At 51.3% G+C, this 17,454-nt stretch carries 16 protein-coding genes and 1 tRNA gene; 7 read left to right on the top strand and 10 right to left on the bottom strand.

What is annotated here, in order from left to right:
• Positions 1 to 624: 624 nt before the first annotated feature.
• From mtfA to LVQ76_RS09465, 5 genes are all read left to right on the top strand, one after another.
• Entirely contained in the window at positions 625 to 1,422 is a 798-nt protein-coding gene (gene mtfA, locus LVQ76_RS09485) for a DgsA anti-repressor MtfA (RefSeq protein WP_232921513.1), read from the top strand.
• A gap of 100 nt (positions 1,423 to 1,522) precedes the next feature.
• Positions 1,523 to 1,598 (top strand) — tRNA-Asn (locus LVQ76_RS09480).
• Between the two features lie 253 nt (positions 1,599 to 1,851).
• The gene (locus LVQ76_RS09475) at positions 1,852 to 2,889 is read left to right on the top strand and encodes an extracellular solute-binding protein (protein ID WP_232921512.1); all 1,038 of its coding nucleotides are present in this window, start codon (positions 1,852 to 1,854) and stop codon (positions 2,887 to 2,889) included.
• On the top strand, positions 2,873 to 4,561 hold the full coding sequence (locus LVQ76_RS09470; RefSeq protein ID WP_232921511.1) for an ABC transporter permease: 1,689 nt from the start codon (positions 2,873 to 2,875) through the stop codon (positions 4,559 to 4,561). Before LVQ76_RS09475 ends, LVQ76_RS09470 begins: the two co-directional genes overlap by 17 nt.
• Positions 4,562 to 4,571: 10 nt before the next feature.
• Positions 4,572 to 5,273, top strand: coding sequence for an ABC transporter ATP-binding protein (locus tag LVQ76_RS09465; protein WP_232865310.1), 702 nt, complete (start codon positions 4,572 to 4,574; stop codon positions 5,271 to 5,273).
• A 3-nt stretch (positions 5,274 to 5,276) separates the two neighbouring features.
• On the opposite strand, the gene LVQ76_RS09460 is transcribed toward LVQ76_RS09465, so the two are convergent.
• A complete protein-coding gene (locus LVQ76_RS09460; RefSeq protein ID WP_232921510.1) occupies positions 5,277 to 5,654 on the bottom strand; it encodes a DUF4440 domain-containing protein in 378 nt (125 codons plus the stop codon).
• Complete coding sequence (locus tag LVQ76_RS09455; protein WP_232921509.1) at positions 5,651 to 7,033, bottom strand: MFS transporter; 1,383 nt, start codon at positions 7,031 to 7,033, stop codon at positions 5,651 to 5,653. The genes LVQ76_RS09460 and LVQ76_RS09455 overlap by 4 nt, the downstream gene beginning before the upstream one ends.
• A gap of 107 nt (positions 7,034 to 7,140) precedes the next feature.
• Here LVQ76_RS09455 and LVQ76_RS09450 point away from each other — a divergent pair, with 107 nt between their 5' ends.
• A complete protein-coding gene (locus tag LVQ76_RS09450; RefSeq protein ID WP_232921508.1) occupies positions 7,141 to 8,040 on the top strand; it encodes a LysR family transcriptional regulator in 900 nt (299 codons plus the stop codon).
• Between the two features lie 57 nt (positions 8,041 to 8,097).
• Here LVQ76_RS09450 and LVQ76_RS09445 read toward each other — a convergent pair whose 3' ends face one another.
• Genes LVQ76_RS09445 through LVQ76_RS09435 form a run of 3 tightly spaced genes read right to left on the bottom strand, consistent with a single transcriptional unit; the run spans position 8,098 to position 10,091 of the window.
• Complete coding sequence (locus LVQ76_RS09445; protein WP_232904259.1) at positions 8,098 to 8,400, bottom strand: putative quinol monooxygenase; 303 nt, start codon at positions 8,398 to 8,400, stop codon at positions 8,098 to 8,100.
• A 2-nt stretch (positions 8,401 to 8,402) separates the two neighbouring features.
• A complete protein-coding gene (gene nfsB / locus LVQ76_RS09440; RefSeq protein WP_232865305.1) occupies positions 8,403 to 9,056 on the bottom strand; it encodes an oxygen-insensitive NAD(P)H nitroreductase in 654 nt (217 codons plus the stop codon).
• Between the two features lie 27 nt (positions 9,057 to 9,083).
• Positions 9,084 to 10,091: a zinc-binding alcohol dehydrogenase family protein gene (locus LVQ76_RS09435; protein WP_232865304.1), complete on the bottom strand. Its 1,008-nt coding sequence runs from the start codon at positions 10,089 to 10,091 to the stop codon at positions 9,084 to 9,086.
• Between the two features lie 110 nt (positions 10,092 to 10,201).
• Between LVQ76_RS09435 and LVQ76_RS09430 the strand changes: the two genes are divergently transcribed.
• On the top strand, positions 10,202 to 11,113 hold the full coding sequence (locus LVQ76_RS09430; RefSeq protein ID WP_232921507.1) for a LysR family transcriptional regulator: 912 nt from the start codon (positions 10,202 to 10,204) through the stop codon (positions 11,111 to 11,113).
• Between the two features lie 39 nt (positions 11,114 to 11,152).
• On the opposite strand, the gene LVQ76_RS09425 is transcribed toward LVQ76_RS09430, so the two are convergent.
• The 5 genes from LVQ76_RS09425 to livM form a co-directional block, all read right to left on the bottom strand.
• Positions 11,153 to 12,670 (bottom strand): AbgT family transporter, encoded by a 1,518-nt coding sequence (locus tag LVQ76_RS09425; RefSeq protein WP_232865302.1) that lies wholly within the window; start codon positions 12,668 to 12,670, stop codon positions 11,153 to 11,155.
• Positions 12,671 to 12,919: 249 nt separating this feature from the next.
• Positions 12,920 to 14,362 carry an EmmdR/YeeO family multidrug/toxin efflux MATE transporter gene (locus tag LVQ76_RS09420; protein WP_232921506.1) on the bottom strand — a complete coding sequence of 481 codons (1,443 nt, stop codon included), beginning with the start codon at positions 14,360 to 14,362 and terminating at the stop codon, positions 12,920 to 12,922.
• A gap of 211 nt (positions 14,363 to 14,573) precedes the next feature.
• Entirely contained in the window at positions 14,574 to 15,290 is a 717-nt protein-coding gene (locus LVQ76_RS09415; protein ID WP_232865300.1) for an ABC transporter ATP-binding protein, read from the bottom strand.
• Positions 15,287 to 16,162: an ABC transporter ATP-binding protein gene (locus LVQ76_RS09410; RefSeq protein ID WP_232865299.1), complete on the bottom strand. Its 876-nt coding sequence runs from the start codon at positions 16,160 to 16,162 to the stop codon at positions 15,287 to 15,289. Before LVQ76_RS09410 ends, LVQ76_RS09415 begins: the two co-directional genes overlap by 4 nt.
• Positions 16,159 to 17,451, bottom strand: coding sequence for a high-affinity branched-chain amino acid ABC transporter permease LivM (gene livM / locus LVQ76_RS09405; protein ID WP_232921505.1), 1,293 nt, complete (start codon positions 17,449 to 17,451; stop codon positions 16,159 to 16,161). The genes LVQ76_RS09410 and livM overlap by 4 nt, the downstream gene beginning before the upstream one ends.
• Between the last annotated feature and the right edge of the window lie 3 nt (positions 17,452 to 17,454).

Here is a 17,454-nt window from a genome sequence, read left to right as displayed (position 1 = left end):
AGATTATTTATTGCGCAATTTTATAAATATGTAATTTTAGACATTCTTTACTTAATATCCAGCCAGTTTTAGGGTCAAACACTAAAACCACTCCCGCCCGAATTAAAGTTCAGTAAAAACAACAATAAAAATTATGAATGCAATCAAAAATATCAGTTCTTAGTTTATCCGGTTAAATTAGAATAGAGATATTAGACAAAAAGACATTTTGGATTATAAAAATGCAGGGAATAGATATCGATAATAATACTAATTAGACTTTGAATACCTGTAGGTTCCCTTGTTAACTGCTCAGACTATAGATGCAGTCTGGCAACTAGCAAAACCCCTACCCCAGGTTTTCTGGGTTTCTCTCCCCGGAACGTGCATTCATATAGCCGATACATATATTTCCACTACAAACATTGAAGATAGAAATAATTTTATGGCTTCCCGCCCAAGCTGTGACCCGCGTCGTTGAAAGAAAAATTGGTAAGTGTTTGAATAATGGTACAGAGATATAGGGTGAAACCCTTCTCTCGGCGGTCCTGTTCTGGTCGCTGCCATGTGCCCCACTAGTGCGGCATTTTCACAGTCACGGTATAGTAGTTTTCCGTTCAAGAGATGACTTTGCGAGCGAGTAACATGATTAAGTGGCCCTGGAAATCAAATGATTCATCCGCTGTCACGGTATTGCCGTGGGAGCAGGCTTTAGCCATTCCGGTCCTGGGAACGCTCACGACTGCTGAGCAAAAAAAACTGGTCCTTCTGGCTGACCGTTTTTTACAGCAAAAACGGCTGGTGCCTTTGCAAGGATTCGAACTTGATGAACTAAAAAGCGCGAGGATCGCGTTACTGTTTTGTTTGCCGGTGCTCGAGCTTGGTACCGAGTGGCTGGATGGTTTTCATGAAATCCTCATCTACCCTGCCCCATTCGTGGTGGATGATGAATGGGAAGATGACATTGGCCTGGTGCATAACCAGCGCGTTGTGCAGTCTGGTCAAAGCTGGCAGCAAGGTCCCATCATTCTTAACTGGCTTGATGTGCAGGACTCATTTGACGCATCCGGCTTTAATCTCGTCTTCCACGAAGTGGCTCATAAACTGGATATGCGTAATGGCGACCGTGCCAGCGGCGTTCCGTTAATAGCGCTGCGCGATGTTGCGGGCTGGGAGCACGATCTCCAGGCGGCAATGGGTAACATCCAGGACGAAATTGATATGGTGGGCGAAAATGCCGCCAGTATTGATGCCTATGCGGCATCTGAACCGGCAGAATGTTTTGCCGTGCTCTCAGAGTATTTTTTCAGTGCCCCAGAGCTTTTCGCGCCTCGTTTCCCTTCACTTTATCAGCGTTTTTGCCAGTTTTATGGCCAGGACCCGTTATTACGGTTACGTGAGCGTGAAAACATCGAGTCATCCAATGGAAATACGGTGCATTAATTCAACAAGTTGAGCTTAATTTAGCCATTTGAATCAGTGTGTTATTTTTGTCGTTGACTCTTTTTGAACGTAACGTTACTATTTGCCTCGTTCAAACGATTCCTCTGTAGTTCAGTCGGTAGAACGGCGGACTGTTAATCCGTATGTCACTGGTTCGAGTCCAGTCAGAGGAGCCAAATTTAAGAAGCCTGCTTAGGAAACTAAGCGGGCTTTTTGCTTTTCTACGCAGCGCCATTCTCCCCACTCCCTGATTGTTTCTCCCCTGTTAAGCGTCAATTCACATCGCCGATTAAAGTTGTGTAAATGTGAATCATTTAAACTTTGCGATGATTGTAACTGTTAGTGATTATCATTTATCGTTCGCCTGCCTAAAGGAAGTTTCACCTGTTCGGGACTCAAAGAAGTTCCAATCACTCTGGGATATAAACGATGAATGCTCTGCCTCGCACCGGACTGCGCCGTATCACGCTTGCATCGGCACTGGTCTTATCGGTAAGTCTGCCGGCTTTTGCGCAAGATACTCTGACTCTCTACACCACTCGTGAACCGGGCCTGATTCAGCCATTACTCGACAGCTGGACACAATCCAGCGGTGTAAAAGTGAATACGGTTTACATCAAGGATGGCATGCTTGAACGTGTTAAAGCAGAAGGCAAAAATTCCCCCGCAGACCTATTAATGACCGTCGATGCGGGTAATCTCATCGATTTAGTTGAAGCAGGCGTGACACAGCCTGTGGAGTCGGAAGCGCTCAAAACAGCCATCCCGGCAAATTTACGTGGTGCAGACAACCAATGGTTTGCGCTGTCGATGCGTGCCCGTGTGCTCTACGCCGATAAATCTATGCCAATTGATAACTGGCACTACGAGCAACTTTCCAGCCCTGATTATAAAGGTAAAGTGTGTATTCGTTCCGGTCAGCACCCTTATAACACCGGACTTATTGCCGCCATGATTGCCCACCACGGCGAAGCGAAAACCGAGGAGTGGTTACGCGGCGTGAAAGCTAACCTGGCACGTAAAGCCACCGGTGGCGATCGTGACGTAGCTCGCGATATCCTCGGCGGCATTTGCGATATTGGTCTTGCGAACTCCTACTACATCGGCCAGATGAAAAATGCCAAAGAAGGCAGCGATGCGCGTAAATGGGGCGATGCCATTAAAGTCGTGAAACCAACCTTCGAACAAGGCGGCACGCACGTCAATATTAGTGGTGCAGCAGTCGCGAAGTTTGCACCAAATAAAGCCGATGCGGTGAAACTGATGGAATATCTGGTTTCTGCACCAGCCCAACAAATCTACGCAAAAGCCAACTTTGAATACCCAGTACTCAAGGGCGTGACCCTTGATCCGGTTATCAGTGCAACCATCGGTGAAATTGACGTGGACAAAATCCCGTTAACCGAAATCGTGAAACATCGTAAACAAGCGAGCCTGCTGGTAGATAAAGTTGGATTCGATCAATAAATCACTTCGTCTTCCGACGTTACGCGGCCTGGTTTCCGGGCCGCAGTCATTATTGACGCCGCTCCATCTCGGCGCACTGTGTATCGCGCTTGGCGTACTGACACCTATCGTTGCGCTTATCTGGCAAGCCACTCAGGCGGATTTCTCGCACTGGGATAATCTCATTACTTTTGTGCTGCCAACGGTGCTCAAAAATACCGTGCTATTACTGGCGGGTGTTGCAGTAATGGTCGGCGTAATTGGAGTGGGTAGCGCATGGGCAGTAACAGCCTGGGATTTTCCGGGACGGAAACTTCTCAGTTGGGCACTCCTGTTACCGCTGGCGATGCCCACTTATATTGTGGCATTCGCCTGGCTTGATTTATTGCATCCTATCGGCCCGCTGCAAACCTTCATCCGTTTTTTGCTCGGTTTCGATAGTCCCAGGCAATTCCGGTTACCTGATTTGCGCTCGCTGCCTGGCGCTATCATTCTGCTGGGTCTGGTGCTGTATCCTTATGTTTATCTGACGACCCGCGCCATGTTTATCAGCCAGCCCGCTCATTTGCTGGAAGCGGCACGCACACTGGGTTGCAGTGCCACGGGCACTTTCTTTCGCATTGTTCTCCCTATGGCACGTCCGGCATTAGCGGTGGGTATCAGCCTTGCGCTTCTCGAAACACTCAATGATATCGGCGCCTCAGAATTTCTCGGTGTGCAAACCTTAACCGTCACGGTCTACACCACCTGGATTTCGCGTTCTGACCTCGCCTCTGCTGCGCAAATCGCCTGCATGATGCTGATGTTTATCTTCTGCATCCTGACTCTTGAGTTTTATGGCCGCAAAAAACAAGGTTTCAGCAGTCGTAGTCTACGCAAAATTAAACCAACACGAATAGAGGGCTGGCGTGGGTGGCTGCTTGGCTCTGTCATCGCATTGCCTGTTATCCTGGGATTTTTGGCCCCGGTGATATTTTTAGCCTGGGAAAGCGCAAAACGGCTCGGCGAGGAAAATGCCCTCTCGCCTTCGTTACTTGCAGCACTACAAAATACGCTCTCACTGGCGGCGGGAACCACGCTAGTCGTGGTTTGTGTCAGCTTACTGGTTGCCTGGAGCGCACGTCACAACGCCGCAGACAACGCGATGCCTGGTTTTCGCCGTGGCGTAATGCGCCTTTCATCATTAGGTTACGCGGTTCCTGGCACCATTCTGGCCATTGGTTTTCTGACACCTGCGATGGCAGTAGACCGCTGGCTGGCGGATTTAATGGACGTTCGCGGCTTGCCGCTGATGTCAGCCGGAGTTTTGCTCGTTATCTGCTGTGCTATGCGTTTTCAGGCGATCGCCATTGGCGCTTTAGACTCCGGTTTAAGCCGCATTCCTCCTTCCCTTGAACAAGCATCGCGCTTATTAGGGGAAAACGGTGTGGGAACATTTGCCCGGATTCATTTCCCGCTACTGCGCCCGGCGTTAGTCAGCAGTGCGTTATTAGTTTTTGCCGATGCGATGAAAGAACTGCCGACCACCCTGCTTTTACGTCCGGTTAACTTCGAAACACTGGCGACGTTGCTGTATGCAGAAGCCGCGCGCGGTACCTATGAAGAAGGGGCCATCGCCGCCTTGATGATTGTTCTCACGGGCACATTGCCGGTTATTTTGTTGGTTCGTCACCAGATGACTCGCCAGGGCTAAGGAAGAAGTTATGTCAGAAATTGCATTACGCCTACAGGATGTGCACGTTGCTTATGGCAACAGCCAACAAACGGTATTGAAAGGCTTTTCGATGTCGGTGCGCAAAGGCGAACTCGCTTGCCTGCTCGGTGCTTCTGGCTGCGGCAAAACCACGGTTCTGCGTGCTGTGGCGGGGTTTGAACGTCTGCAACACGGTGAGATTTATGTTTCACAGCGCCGAGTCGCCGGAGCGGGCGTGCATCTGCCGCCGGAAAAGCGCCACGTCGGCATGGTGTTTCAGGAATATGCGCTGTTCCCGCATCTTACGGCACAACAGAATGTGGCTTTTGGCCTGCGTCGCTTGCCGCGTGACGAGCAACAAATTCGTGTCAGCGAACTGCTAAAAATGGTGGAATTACACAGCCATGCCAGCCGTTATCCTCATGAGCTTTCCGGCGGGCAACAACAGCGTATTGCACTGGCACGAGCGTTAGCACCGCACCCTGAAATTCTGCTGTTAGACGAACCGTTTTCGAGTCTGGACAAGAAAACGCGCCAACGCCTTGGGACGGAAGTTCGCGATATTTTGCGTGACGCCGGGCAAACAGCATTGCTGGTGACGCACAGCGAACACGAAGCCCAGCTTATGGCCGACCATATTGGTTATGTGCAACAAGGTGAGTATTGCGCGAGTCAGCATTCTCGCGCGCCACAAACGGAAGGTTTAATTTAACGCTTAAACCGCGGCGGTTTCGTGCAAGCGTAACCAGAGCAGAGCAGAATCCGTCTTACTAAATGCGACGGTCGAGTAGCGCAGAGTTTTCTCTAGCCCGGGTAAACTTTGCCACTCGCTATAGCTGACCACCGCACCGGCAGGCCACTCGGCAATAACCGTTATCTCCTCCAGTGAAATTTTCAAACCAGGTTTTGCGGCTGGCTGAGCCTGAAAGAATGCACTTAGTGAGTCAAAATTCAGTGTTTTGCCACCGGGCGTAACCATGGTAAATAGCGGCGAAAAGCGAGCCAGCAACGCCTGCACGTCCCCTTCTCCTTTGCCAAGCCAGTTTTCGATTGCCACGTGAGCCTCTATCACTTCCTGAATGTAGCGATTCATCTTCTCTCCTTTTGAGCCTTGAGTTGACGCAAGATAGCGCCGTTAGCGATGCGCAGACAAAGCAGCGCAGGAATTAATGTGCTGACTGCCGCCAGATAAAAACACCATTGATAAGCCGCTGCGGGCGCAAGCGTTTCCAGCAAGGTATTGAGCAGCAGACTCAATATCGATATGCCCATGCAAAAGCTCAGTTGGCGGTTGATGTTCCACAGTGCGCTTGCCTGGCCGAGTTGCTCATCTGCCACCTGTAAAAAGGCGCAACTTTGCGCGGTACTGCTGCACAAGCTACCTCCGAACCCCATCATGGCGAAAGCAACCAGCAGAAGTGGATATTGTTCCGCGCTATGAACCAGGGTCAACGCCAGAATACCCAGCCCTTGCAGCAGACAACCCGTTATCAACATAGGGCGTGGGCCAAAACGGTTGAACTGTTTTCCGGTGAACGTTATCGCCAGTAAAGAAGCCATCGACCAGGGCACCATCAGGCTGCCGACTCGCGTAGCACTGAGGTTAAGCTGGTTTTGCAGCCAAAGCGTAGCTATCAGGCTGACGCCAATAAACATCCCCGGAATACATTGATAAATCATCATGGCGCTGCGTAATAAAGGCTCCTTTACCAGACGGAGATTAATCAGCGGTTGCGGATGACGCAGGCTATGGCGAAAGAACCCTGCAAACAGCGTTATCGCGCATAGCAACAATACGATGCCATTCAACATCTGACCGTTTTCAGCAAGCATCGTGAAGCCGAGTAAAGTACACATCAGCGCACCGCAGCCACTGCCCAGGCCGATAAAATCCAACGCCGTGGGCTGCGTGGTGCGAGGTTCTTTTTGTAGCCAGACTGCCGCCAGCAGCAGCGCGATGAAAGCAAGCGGTAGATTGGCGAAGAAAACCCAGCGCCAGCTGAGTGAATCGACAATCACACCCCCAATCGCAGGCGACAGCGCCGGAGCTAACAGGCCCACTAACATTATCGCCGCCGATAATGCGGCGCGTTCATGACTGTGATAAAGCTGGTAGGTCAACGTCTGCCCAACCGGGATCAGCAGTCCACCGCCCAGGCCCTGCAATAGCCGCCAGCCAATCAGTTGCTCGATAGATTGCGCCATACCCGCGCCCAATGTCGCCAGCAAAAATGAACTCAGCGAAAGCAGTAAAACAGTGCGCCCACCCAGGCGCTGCGCGAGCCAGGCACTCAGCGGGATCACCAGCGTCAGTCCTAAAATATAAGCGTTACTGACCCAGGAAAGCTCGCTGACTGAAGCCCCAAACCCGCGTCCGATAGCGGGATACGCGACGTTGGCGATAAACATGTTGATCAAATCAACGAAAAAGCCCAGCAGATAAACAATGGCAACTTTGGTGCGATAACGCATAAAACCTCCGGTTAGAGGCGACGGAGTGTAGCGGTATGGAAGAGAGGGATAAATCGTCTGGCAGGCGTTACACTGTCAAAATATTTTTGACAGTGGTGAGGGTTATTGTGCTGAATCTGCAACGCTTAACCATATTTGTCGCAGTGGTGAAGGCCGGGAGTTTTACCGCAGCGGCTACCGCGCTGGGCCTGACCAAAGCGGTAGTGAGTTTTAACATCAAACAGCTTGAGGCAGAATCAGGCGTATCACTGTTGGTGCGCAGCACCCGGCGGCTCTCACTGACTGATGCAGGGGAGCATTTCTATCCCCGCTGCCTGCATCTGCTTGAGGAAGCTCAAAACCTGCTGGACGATGTGCAACGTGATCATAAAGGGCTGAGCGGCGTTTTGCGGATCACCAGCACGCCGGAATATGGCTCGCAGGTGGTGGTGCCTGCGCTTGCGGCATTTTCGCGTGAACATCCGCAACTGCGCATCCAGCACGTCTCTTCTTCATATCATGCGGATTTGATAGCGGAACGCTTCGATGTGGCTATCCGCCTCGGCCAGCTTGCGGATTCGAATCATCGGGCCGCACCTGTCGATAGTTTCGCGATTTTACCCGTTGCCGCCCCTGTTTATCTGGCCGCAAACCCCATAGAAAACCTGGCTCAGTTGGCGCAGGCCACATGGCTAGCACACAGCCGCCTGGCTTCGCCTCTTAGTTGGCAAGTGACCATCCCAGAACAGCAGGCAATATTATTCGATGTGGAAGAACCGCCCAGTATCGTCGCAGATAGCGCATCCGCGCTGCTGGCCTTTGCCCTTGCAGGTGCAGGTGTCGCACTCTTACCCGAGTGGCTGGTGCGCCCGGCTATCGCCTCGGGTCAGTTACAGGCGGTACTGAGTCACCACCAGTTTCCTCGCCAGAGCATCTATGCGCTTTACCCCAACACTCGCCATGTTCCTGAGAAAGTACGCGTGTTTATTGATTTCTTTCAGGCGTGGGTGGCTCGCACAAAAAACTAGAAAAAGGCCGCCACAGATACTGTGGCGGCCTCGGTTTTGTCGCTCAAAAAGCAGGGTTTATGGCTCAACCGCATTCAAACGAATAAGCTGTAATGGCTCAGCCAGCAGCGCATCCATCTGCTTAATAAACGCCTGGAAATGCGGTAATGCGATGTGTACATCCAGCGCTTCCTGCCCTTTCCATGACTCGCGCATGTAAAACGTGTCCGGTGAATCCTGGAGCTGGAACAACGCATAATCCAGGCAACCTTCTTCCTGACGCGTCGGTGCAATCAGCGCCTGTAATGCTGATTTCAGGTTATCTTGTTGTCCCTCTTTTGCCTTCAGTACAGCAATGATCGACAGTGTGTTATCACTCATATTTAGCATTCCGTTAAAATTTCGCTGAACTCAAGGCGCGATTTTGGCAACGCCGCGTTGAAGTCTTCCGCGCTGCGATAACCAATTGGCACGATAACCAGGCTGGTGAAACCTTTCTCACGCAGGCCGAACTCTTCGTCGAGAATACGGGCGTCAAAACCTTCAATTGGTACCGCATCAATGTTCAGAGTGGAAACACCCAGCAAGAAGTTGCCAACATTGAGATAAACCTGCTTTTCCATCCAGTGCTGCGCATCTTTGTAATCAAAGCGGTGCATATTCACAAAATAAGAACGACCTTTGTGCTGCCCTTCCATCGCCTGCTGGCTGGCAAAACGGCCATCGGCATTCTCCTGGTCCAACAGTTTTGACAGGTGAGTCTCATCAATTGCCGTTTTGGCGCAGAACACCACAACGTGCGAGGCATCAAGCACTTTGCGTTCGTTAAAAACGTAGAAGCCTGATGTCGCTTTCGCGATGCGCGCTTTCGCTTCGTCAGTGCTCGCCAGAATAAAATGCCACGGCTGCGAGTTGGTGCTGGACGGGCTGAGACGCAGTAAATCCTTCACTTTCTCAATGTTTTCTTCGCTAATTTTTTTAGCGGGATCGAATGCTTTGGTGGAATAACGTGATGCTGCTGAATGAATAATGTCCATGATATTTTCTCTATGATTTTTATGTAATTAGAAGCCTTCGAGGACAATTTTACCGACCGCGCGGTTGGTTTCAATTAATTCATGGGCGCGGCGCAAGTTAGCGGCGTTAATGGTGCCGAAATGTTCGCCGAGTGTCGTTTTCAGTACGCCCTGGTCAATCAAATCTGCCACGCGAGTTAACAGACGGTTTTGCTCAATCATGTCGCTGGTTTCAAACATGGAACGGGTGAACATAAATTCCCAATGCAGGGAGATACTTTTCACTTTCAACGGGCGTGCATCCAGTGTTTCAGGGTCATCAATCAGCGCCAGTTTCCCCTGAGGTGCCAGTACTTCAATCAGTTGCTGGTAGTGTTTGTCGGTCTGGTTGAGGCTTGCAACATGGGTAACATTTTTCACGCCAATACGCGCCATTTCTTCAGTCAACGGCTTGCTATGGTCAATAACATAATGCGCCCCTAAATCCGCCACCCATTGCTGGCTTTGCGGACGTGATGCGGTACCGATCACGGTAATGTTGGTGAGTTTACGCGCCAGCTGCGTCAGGATAGAACCCACGCCGCCCGCAGCACCGACAATCAGCAGTACATCATTATCGCTACCACCCTCTTTCACACCGAGGCGTTCAAACAACATTTCCCATGCGGTGATTGCCGTTAAAGGCATTGCCGCTGCGGATGCGTTATCGATAGATTTTGGTTTCAGCGCGGCAATACGCTCATCCACCAACTGGAATTCGCTGTTGCTGCCTGGGCGAGTAAGCGAACCGGCGTACCATACTTCGTCACCAGCCTTAAACAGCGAAACATTTTCACCCGTCGCCACAACCACGCCGACCGCATCCCAACCCAATACACGCGGCTGCTCCGCTTTAAAGCCTGCTCGCACTTTGGTATCGACCGGGTTCACCGAAATCGCTTTCACTTCTACCAGCAAATCGTGCCCTGTAGCGACCGGAGTTGGGAGAGTAATCTCACTAAGAGATTCCAGATTGGTGCCATTTTGTGCAGCTTGAGTAATCGCGATAGCTTTCATGGTTGCTCCAGAGATTAAAGGGTTCATCGAGTGAATGAACTCATGGTACAAGGTGTGCTGCAGGCGAAAAACAGCCCTTAGAAAACAACACTTATACTCGGAGAGTTAAAATGCTCAGGCTGGAAGACCTTACTTTGTTTGTCAGAGCCGCCGCCTTAAACAGTTTTAGTGATACCGCGCGTGAAGCGGGATTGCAGCCTGCACAGGTCAGCACTGCCATCAAACGCCTCGAGCAAACGCTGAATACTCGTTTATTTGCCCGCTCTACGCGCAGCCTGCGGTTGACACCAGAAGGTGAAACCTGGCTGCCATATGCTGTTACTGCACTACAAACTCTTGAAGCCGGATTTGAACAAATTCAGCCTGCAACCGATGAAGTCCGTGGCGTACTGCAAATCGCCGTGCCGTCAGATTTAGGGCGAAATATGCTTTTAACGGTATTTCAGGCGTTTCGTCGCGAGCACCCGGCGTTGCATTTGAAAATTTTGTTCTCCGACCAGATTGCCGATGTATTCAAAGATCCGGTGGATGTCGCGTTCCGCTATGGTAATAACGATGACGCCTCGTATGTGGCACTGCCGCTGGCCCCCAATAATCGACGCGTTATCGTCGCTTCTCCCTCTTATATTGCACGTTGCGGAGAGCCGAAAACCATCAGCGAACTGGTGCAACATGACGCGCTAACCTACGCGCTTCGTGGCCGGGTCTATGACAAATGGACGTTAACTTTAGATGGCGATACACATCATGTGGCGGTGAAAAGCGCCATTGTGAGTGATGATGCGGAAGTGATCCGCCGTTTAGCCGTTGCGGGGGAAGGGATTGCCTATAAATCCTGGCTGGATGTCAGCGAAGATGTGAGCGAAGGTCGGTTGAAGATAGTCATGCCGCAATATCAGGGTGATAGCGTGCCGCTGAATATGATTTGCCCGCATCGCAAACAGCTTTCCACCACGGTGCGGTTGCTGCATGAAGCGGTGAAACAGCGTTGCGATGTGCTGCAAAACCTTTTCCCCCATTAAAGCAAAACCGGCCACTGTTGCGGCCGGTTTGTAAAACACTTACTGAATCGGATAGGTATACGGCGCATTCACGCCCAGTGGCAGACCCAACGCCCACCACACCAGCAAGAAGATGCTCCAGCAGACGAAGAAGATCACCGAGTAAGGCATCATCATCGACACTAGCGTGCCCACGCCAGTGGACTTCACGTAGCGCTGGCAATACACCACAACCAGCGGGAAGAAGACCATCAGCGGAGTAATAATGTTGGTTGTGGAGTCACCGATACGGAACGCCGCCTGAGTCAGTTCAGGGGAGATACCCACCGCCATCAGCATTGGCACCATAATTGGTGACAACAGCGCCCATTTTGCTGATGCAGAACCAATCAGGATGTTCACGACAGCGGTCAGAAGAATCATACCGATAATGGTCGCTTCGCCCGGCAGCGCCATGGTTTTCAGAACATCAGCACCAGCCAGCGCAATCAGCGTACCAATATTGGAATCGCCAAACGCTTTGATAAACATGGCGCAGAAGAAAGCCATCACCATGTATGAACCCATTTTGCTCATGGATTGGTTCATCGCGTCGATGACATCTTTGCCGCGGCTAAAGGTGCCAGCCACAAAGCCGTAGACAATACCAGGGATGATAAAGATCAGGAAAATCAATGGCACTATGGATTTCATGATTGGCGCACCATAACTGGTGAGTGAGCCATCAGTTGGGCTACGAAGCAGCGAAGTTTCAGGCCATGCCAGCGCCGCAAGACCTGCCAACCCCAGAACCATCACCAGACCCGCGACTTTAAAGCCACGGCTTTCCGCAGCGGTGTAGCTGCTCATATCTTCGTTATGTTGATAATCGCCGTCGATCTCTAGTTTCGACACGCGTGGCTCAACAATACGTTCAGTCACCCACCAGCCAACCAGGGTAATCATCACTGTCGAACCGATACCGAAGAACAGGTTACACAAGGTGTTGACGGTATAGGTCCCGTCCAGTAACTGCGCGGCAGTTTGGGTAAAACCTTGCAGCAATGCATCGTTACCGGTTGGCACCATGTTGGCCGCAAAGCCGCCAGAAACCCCGGCAAATGCCGCTGCAATGCCCGCCAACGGGTGGCGTCCGGCAGACATAAAGATAATTGCGCCCAATGGAATAACCAGCACATAGCCTGCATCGGCTGCTACGTGGCTGAACATTGCGACGAAAATGATCATTGGCGTCAGCAGTTTTTTGGGCGTCACACGCAGCATTTTTTTCAGGCCGGTATTAATAAAGCCTGAGCTTTCTGCCACACCCACACCTAACATCGCTACCAACACGATCCCCAGCGGTGCAAAGGTGGTAAACGTGGTCACCATTGAGGAAAGGGTGACGGTTAATGCCTGTGCCGAAAGCAGGTTATTAATTCTGACTGCTTCATTGGTCACAGGGTTGACGACATCAAAATCAACGGTGGAAAGCACCGCTGACATCGCCATCACCACCAGTAAAAAATAGAAAAAGATTAATGCGGGTTCGGGTAATTTGTTTCCTGCTTTCTCAACGGCGTTGAGAAATCCTGTCATTAGACGACCTTCCGTGTTCCTTGTCGTTGTGCTCATCACTACCTCGTCTTCCTGTTATATTCACCAAAGTCATTGCTTGCGTCAATTAATAACATTTTAGAATATTTCACTGCCAGTAACTTTACGTTACTAGTCAAAACGAGACATTGCAGGGTGATGAATATCATGGTTTTAAACGAAAATCGCCCCGTGAGTTCAATAAACACACGGAGCAATTAAGATAGCGTTCGAAAGCTTCCAGTAAGAGCTTTATTCTGTTTGTGAAATCGGTTCTCTTTTAAGACGCGGGTACTTTTTCAGCCAGCGTCCACTGACCATTCGCCAGTAGAACAACACGCCGCGCACCGTCCAGTCGAAGAACATCCCCATCCAGACACCGACTACGCCCATTTCCAGCACAATCCCTAATGTGTAGCCTGCAACCACGCGACAGCCCCACATGCTCGCCATGGATACCCACATGGCAAAACGGGCATCGCGCGCCCCTTTCAAACCGGCAGGTAAAACCCATGACGCAGCCCAAATCGGCATAAACGCGGCATTCAGCCAAATCAGTATTTTGACGACTTCTTTTACATCATCTTCATGGGTATAGAACGAGGCCATCAATCCGGCGAAAGGCGCTGTTCCCCAGGCGATAATCGTCAGGCCAAGAGTGGATAGCCAGAACACATGGCGCAGCTGCCGTTCGGCCTGGCCAATTTGCCCTTTCCCAAGCCGCTTGCCGACGATAATAGTGGATGCCGAACCCAGGGCGTTACCGGGCAAGTTAATTAATGCAGCAATGGAGAACGCGATAAAGTTACCGGCAATCACGTTGGTGCCCATCCCGGCGACAAACATTTGCGTGAGTAATTTCCCGGCATTAAACAACACAGACTCAATGCTGGCAGGAATACCAATCCCCAGCACTTCCCACAAAATGCCGACTTTGAGCGGACGGAAATAGCTTTTTAGCGAGATACGCAAAGAAGGAGCAAAGCCAATCACCAGCACATAAACGAAACCGATAGCGCCGATATAACGTGAAATAGTTAAGCCCAGTCCAGCACCAAAAAAGCCGAGCCCGTTCCATCCCATCGCGCCGTAAATCAAGACGCTACTGATAATAATGTTGAGGATGTTCATCCCGCCGTTAATCAGCAATGGGATTTTGGTATTCCCTGCCCCGCGCAATGCGCCGCTGCTGATAAGCGCAATCGCCGCTGCCGGGTAGCTCCATACAGTGGTTTGCAGATACGAGAGTGCCAATGCTTTCACTTCAGGTGTGGCAGCCCCAGCAATAACGTTAACGACATGCTCACCTGCCAGGTGAATGCCGGCCGCCAGGAAAACCGCAATAATTGTCATTAATATCAATGACTGTCGTGCGGCATCTCGCGCACGTTTAGGGTCGCGTTTACCGAGGCTAAATGCCACCACAACTGTAGTACCGAGATCCACTGCCGCGAAAAATGCCATGATCACCATGTTGAAGCTATCGGCAAGCCCGACGCCTGCCATAGCTTCCTTTCCTAGCCAACTCACAAGGAAGGTGCTCAGGACTCCCATCAGTAATACGCAGGTATTTTCCAGAAAGATAGGCACCGCAAGGGGTGTAATTTCGCGCCAGAACAGGACTCGGTTGCTTTTCCGTTTGGCGTACCAGCGAGTTTTTTCCACGCGCTGATGAAGTGCTGCTTTTAAGTTCAAGATTGACCTTGGGGGAGGAAGTGAAACCACATTTCAAATAATGATTTACAATCGCTTATCCTGCAAAGTATTTTTTTATAGCCGTCATACTTCAGGCTGCAGATGCGTTGGCTGCACTCTCAAACCCCGGTCACTTACTCAAGTAAGCTCCCGGGGATTTGCTCACTTGCCGCCTTCCTGCAACCCGAATTATTTAGGCTATACCGAATTTCTAAACTCCACCCAAATACGCTTTGCGCACTTCCTCATTACCCAACAAATCCGCCCCGCTGCCGCTCAACCTTATTTGCCCGTTTGCCATCACGTATCCACGGTCGGAAAGTTTCAGCGCGTGGTGCGCGTTTTGCTCCACCAGAAAAATCGTCATGCCGTTGCGCGCTAATTCACGCAGCGTCTGGAAGATTTGCTTCACGACGATTGGTGCGAGTCCAAGACTCGGTTCATCCAGCAGCAACAGTTTTGGGCGACTCATCAGTGCTCGCGCTATCGCCAACATTTGCTGCTCGCCACCGGACATGGTCATCGCCCGCTGTTTACGGCGCTCTTTTAAACGCGGGAATAGATCAAACATGGTTTGCAAATCCTGCGCGGCAAACTGGTTGCCGATGGGAATGGTACCCATCAGCAGGTTTTCTTCGACCGTCATATCCGGGAATATTCGCCGCCCTTCAGGAGCCTGTGCGATTCCGCCTGACGCCACAAAGTGCGTCGATTTATGGCTGATATCTTCACCATGAAACAGGATTTGCCCGCCGCGAATGCGCGGCTGGCCGAAAATAGACATTAACAGCGTTGATTTCCCGGCCCCGTTAGCCCCAATCAATGCCACGGTTTCCCCTTCGTTCACCTGCAAAGAAACCTGTTTTAGCGCCTGAATGGCACCATAAAAAACATCCACATTTCTAAACTCCAGCATCGCCTCACTCATACACTGACCTCGTCTTCGTCGGTGCCCAGATAGGCGGCAATCACTTTTTCATCATGTTGGATTTGTTCAGGTTTGCCCTCGGCAATGACATCGCCGTGGTCGAGCACAATAATGTGGTCGGAAATATCCATCACCATGCCCATATCATGTTCAATCAGCAAAACAGTGATGCCGTGGTGGTCGCGCAGGAAACGGATGATCTTACTCAGGGTGCGAGTTTCAACCGGGTTCAAACCTGCAGCTGGTTCATCAAGGCAGATCATTTCTGGTGCGGTACACATGGCGCGGGCGATCTCGAGGCGCCGTTGCTGGCCGTAGGACATCTCTCCCGCAAGGCGATTGGCGCAATCCACCAGCTCCACCACTTCCAGCCAGTAAAACGCGCGGTCCAGCGCACGGCTTTCGGCACGCCGATAGGCTGGCGTATTCAGCACACCCGCCAGTAAATTGCGGTTTACCTGCATGTGCTGCGCCACCAGCAGGTTTTCCACCACCGACATTTCCCGGAATAAACGGATATTCTGAAAGGTGCGCGCAAGCCCTGCTCGGTTCACCAGATGCGTGCCACCGAACATTTTGTAGAAAATGCGCGAACCGAGCCGCGCCGGGTTAATCCAGTCACCCGGTTGGAATTTCTGTCCCAGAATCTGAATCACGTTGGTAGTTTTATCACGCGTGTTAAACAAGATGTTGCCAGCGGAGGCTTTATAAAAACCGGTCAGGCAGTTAAACACCGTGGTTTTGCCAGCTCCATTAGGTCCAATCAGCGCGGTAATCGACCCACGGCGCACCTCAAGATTTACATCGTTGAGCGCTTTAATGCCGCCAAAGTGCATCATCAAATGTTCAACACTTAATATCATCTCGCTCATGGTGCCACTCCCTTGCGCACCGCAAACCCGCTGCGGTTGATGCGAATCAGGCCGCGTGGTCGCCAAATCATCATCACCACCATCAACATGCCAAACAGCAGCACGCGATATTCGGCAAAACTGCGCAGTAGTTCAGGCGTAACCGTCAGCACAAACGCTGCCAGCACTACGCCCACTGTCGACCCCATCCCGCCCAACACCACAATGGCGAGGATTAACGCTGATTCAAAGAAGGTGAATGAAGTCGGGTTAACAAAACCCTGGTAGGTCGCGAAAAATACACCAGCAATACCCGCCGTTGAAGCGCCCAGGGTAAAAGCTGAGAGTTTAACCAGAACATGATTGAGGCCCATGGATCGGCAGGCAATTTCATCTTCCCGCAACGCCTCCCAGGCACGGCCAATCGGCATACGCGTCAGGCGGTGTTTGATGTACAGCACCAGCAAAACCACCAACACCAGAATGGCGTAGATAAAAATAAACTTCAGATTGGGGTTATAGGTGAGATGGAAGAACTCATGGAACGGAACACCACCTTCTTCTTTGGCGCGCCGCCCAAATTCAAGGCCAAACAGCGTCGGAGGCGGAGCAGAGATCCCGTTAGGGCCGCCGGTAAACGTCAGCCAGTTATTCAGCACCAGGCGGATAATCTCCCCAAAGCCTAGTGTCACGATCGCCAGGTAATCGCCGTGCATGCGCAAAACCGGGAAACCGAGTAAAGCCCCTGCTGCTGCCGCCATCAGCGCCGAAAGTGGCAACATCGACCAGAACCCGAGTCCGAGATACTGATAACCCAGCGCCAGTCCATACGCACCAATGGCGTAGAATGCGACGTAACCCAAGTCCAGCAAGCCTGCGAGCCCAACGACAATATTTAACCCAAGGCCCAGCAGGACATAAATTAGCCCGAGAATCGCCACCGTCAGCACGTATTTGGTCGCAACAAACGGGAAGCAAATCGCCAGGGCGATCACCAGTGGAATAATCCAGCGCATGCGGCTTTTATATTCTGGCGGGCGCACATACACGCCCGAGTTATCCGTTTCAAAACGGCTTAAAAAACGCATTCCGGTCGAGGTGGTAAAAAAAGCACTCAGCAAAAAGCGCCCCACCATCACCACCGCGATAATCGCCACCAGCCGCTGTCCTTCGAAGTTAAAGCTGTACCCATCAAGCACCACACCGACTATCGGGCCAAAAACTATTAACGCCACCAACCCTGCGAAAATCGCATCCAGTAAGCAACGTTTGAGGGAAAAGCCTTCATGCAAAGCCGTTTCTGATGTCATGTT

It is taken from the genome of Buttiauxella cochleicola, from assembly GCF_021283185.1.
Lineage (GTDB): Bacteria > Pseudomonadota > Gammaproteobacteria > Enterobacterales > Enterobacteriaceae > Buttiauxella > Buttiauxella massiliensis.
Note: the sequence above shows the minus strand (reverse complement) of the source record. Positions and strands in the feature narration are given on the sequence as shown.

What these genes read in the sequence shown, in the direction of transcription:
- mtfA (WP_232921513.1), top strand. Translation starts at nt 625, where the DNA reads ATGATTAAGTGGCCCTGGAAATCAAATGATTCATCCGCTGTCACGGTA.
- LVQ76_RS09475 (WP_232921512.1), top strand. Translation starts at nt 1,852, where the DNA reads ATGAATGCTCTGCCTCGCACCGGACTGCGCCGTATCACGCTTGCATCG.
- LVQ76_RS09465 (WP_232865310.1), top strand. Translation starts at nt 4,572, where the DNA reads ATGTCAGAAATTGCATTACGCCTACAGGATGTGCACGTTGCTTATGGC.
- LVQ76_RS09460 (WP_232921510.1), bottom strand. Translation starts at nt 5,654, where the DNA reads ATGAATCGCTACATTCAGGAAGTGATAGAGGCTCACGTGGCAATCGAA.
- LVQ76_RS09455 (WP_232921509.1), bottom strand. Translation starts at nt 7,033, where the DNA reads ATGCGTTATCGCACCAAAGTTGCCATTGTTTATCTGCTGGGCTTTTTC.
- LVQ76_RS09445 (WP_232904259.1), bottom strand. Translation starts at nt 8,400, where the DNA reads ATGAGTGATAACACACTGTCGATCATTGCTGTACTGAAGGCAAAAGAG.
- nfsB (WP_232865305.1), bottom strand. Translation starts at nt 9,056, where the DNA reads ATGGACATTATTCATTCAGCAGCATCACGTTATTCCACCAAAGCATTC.
- LVQ76_RS09435 (WP_232865304.1), bottom strand. Translation starts at nt 10,091, where the DNA reads ATGAAAGCTATCGCGATTACTCAAGCTGCACAAAATGGCACCAATCTG.
- LVQ76_RS09430 (WP_232921507.1), top strand. Translation starts at nt 10,202, where the DNA reads ATGCTCAGGCTGGAAGACCTTACTTTGTTTGTCAGAGCCGCCGCCTTA.
- LVQ76_RS09425 (WP_232865302.1), bottom strand. Translation starts at nt 12,670, where the DNA reads ATGACAGGATTTCTCAACGCCGTTGAGAAAGCAGGAAACAAATTACCC.
- LVQ76_RS09415 (WP_232865300.1), bottom strand. Translation starts at nt 15,290, where the DNA reads ATGAGTGAGGCGATGCTGGAGTTTAGAAATGTGGATGTTTTTTATGGT.
- LVQ76_RS09410 (WP_232865299.1), bottom strand. Translation starts at nt 16,162, where the DNA reads ATGAGCGAGATGATATTAAGTGTTGAACATTTGATGATGCACTTTGGC.
- livM (WP_232921505.1), bottom strand. Translation starts at nt 17,451, where the DNA reads ATGACATCAGAAACGGCTTTGCATGAAGGCTTTTCCCTCAAACGTTGC.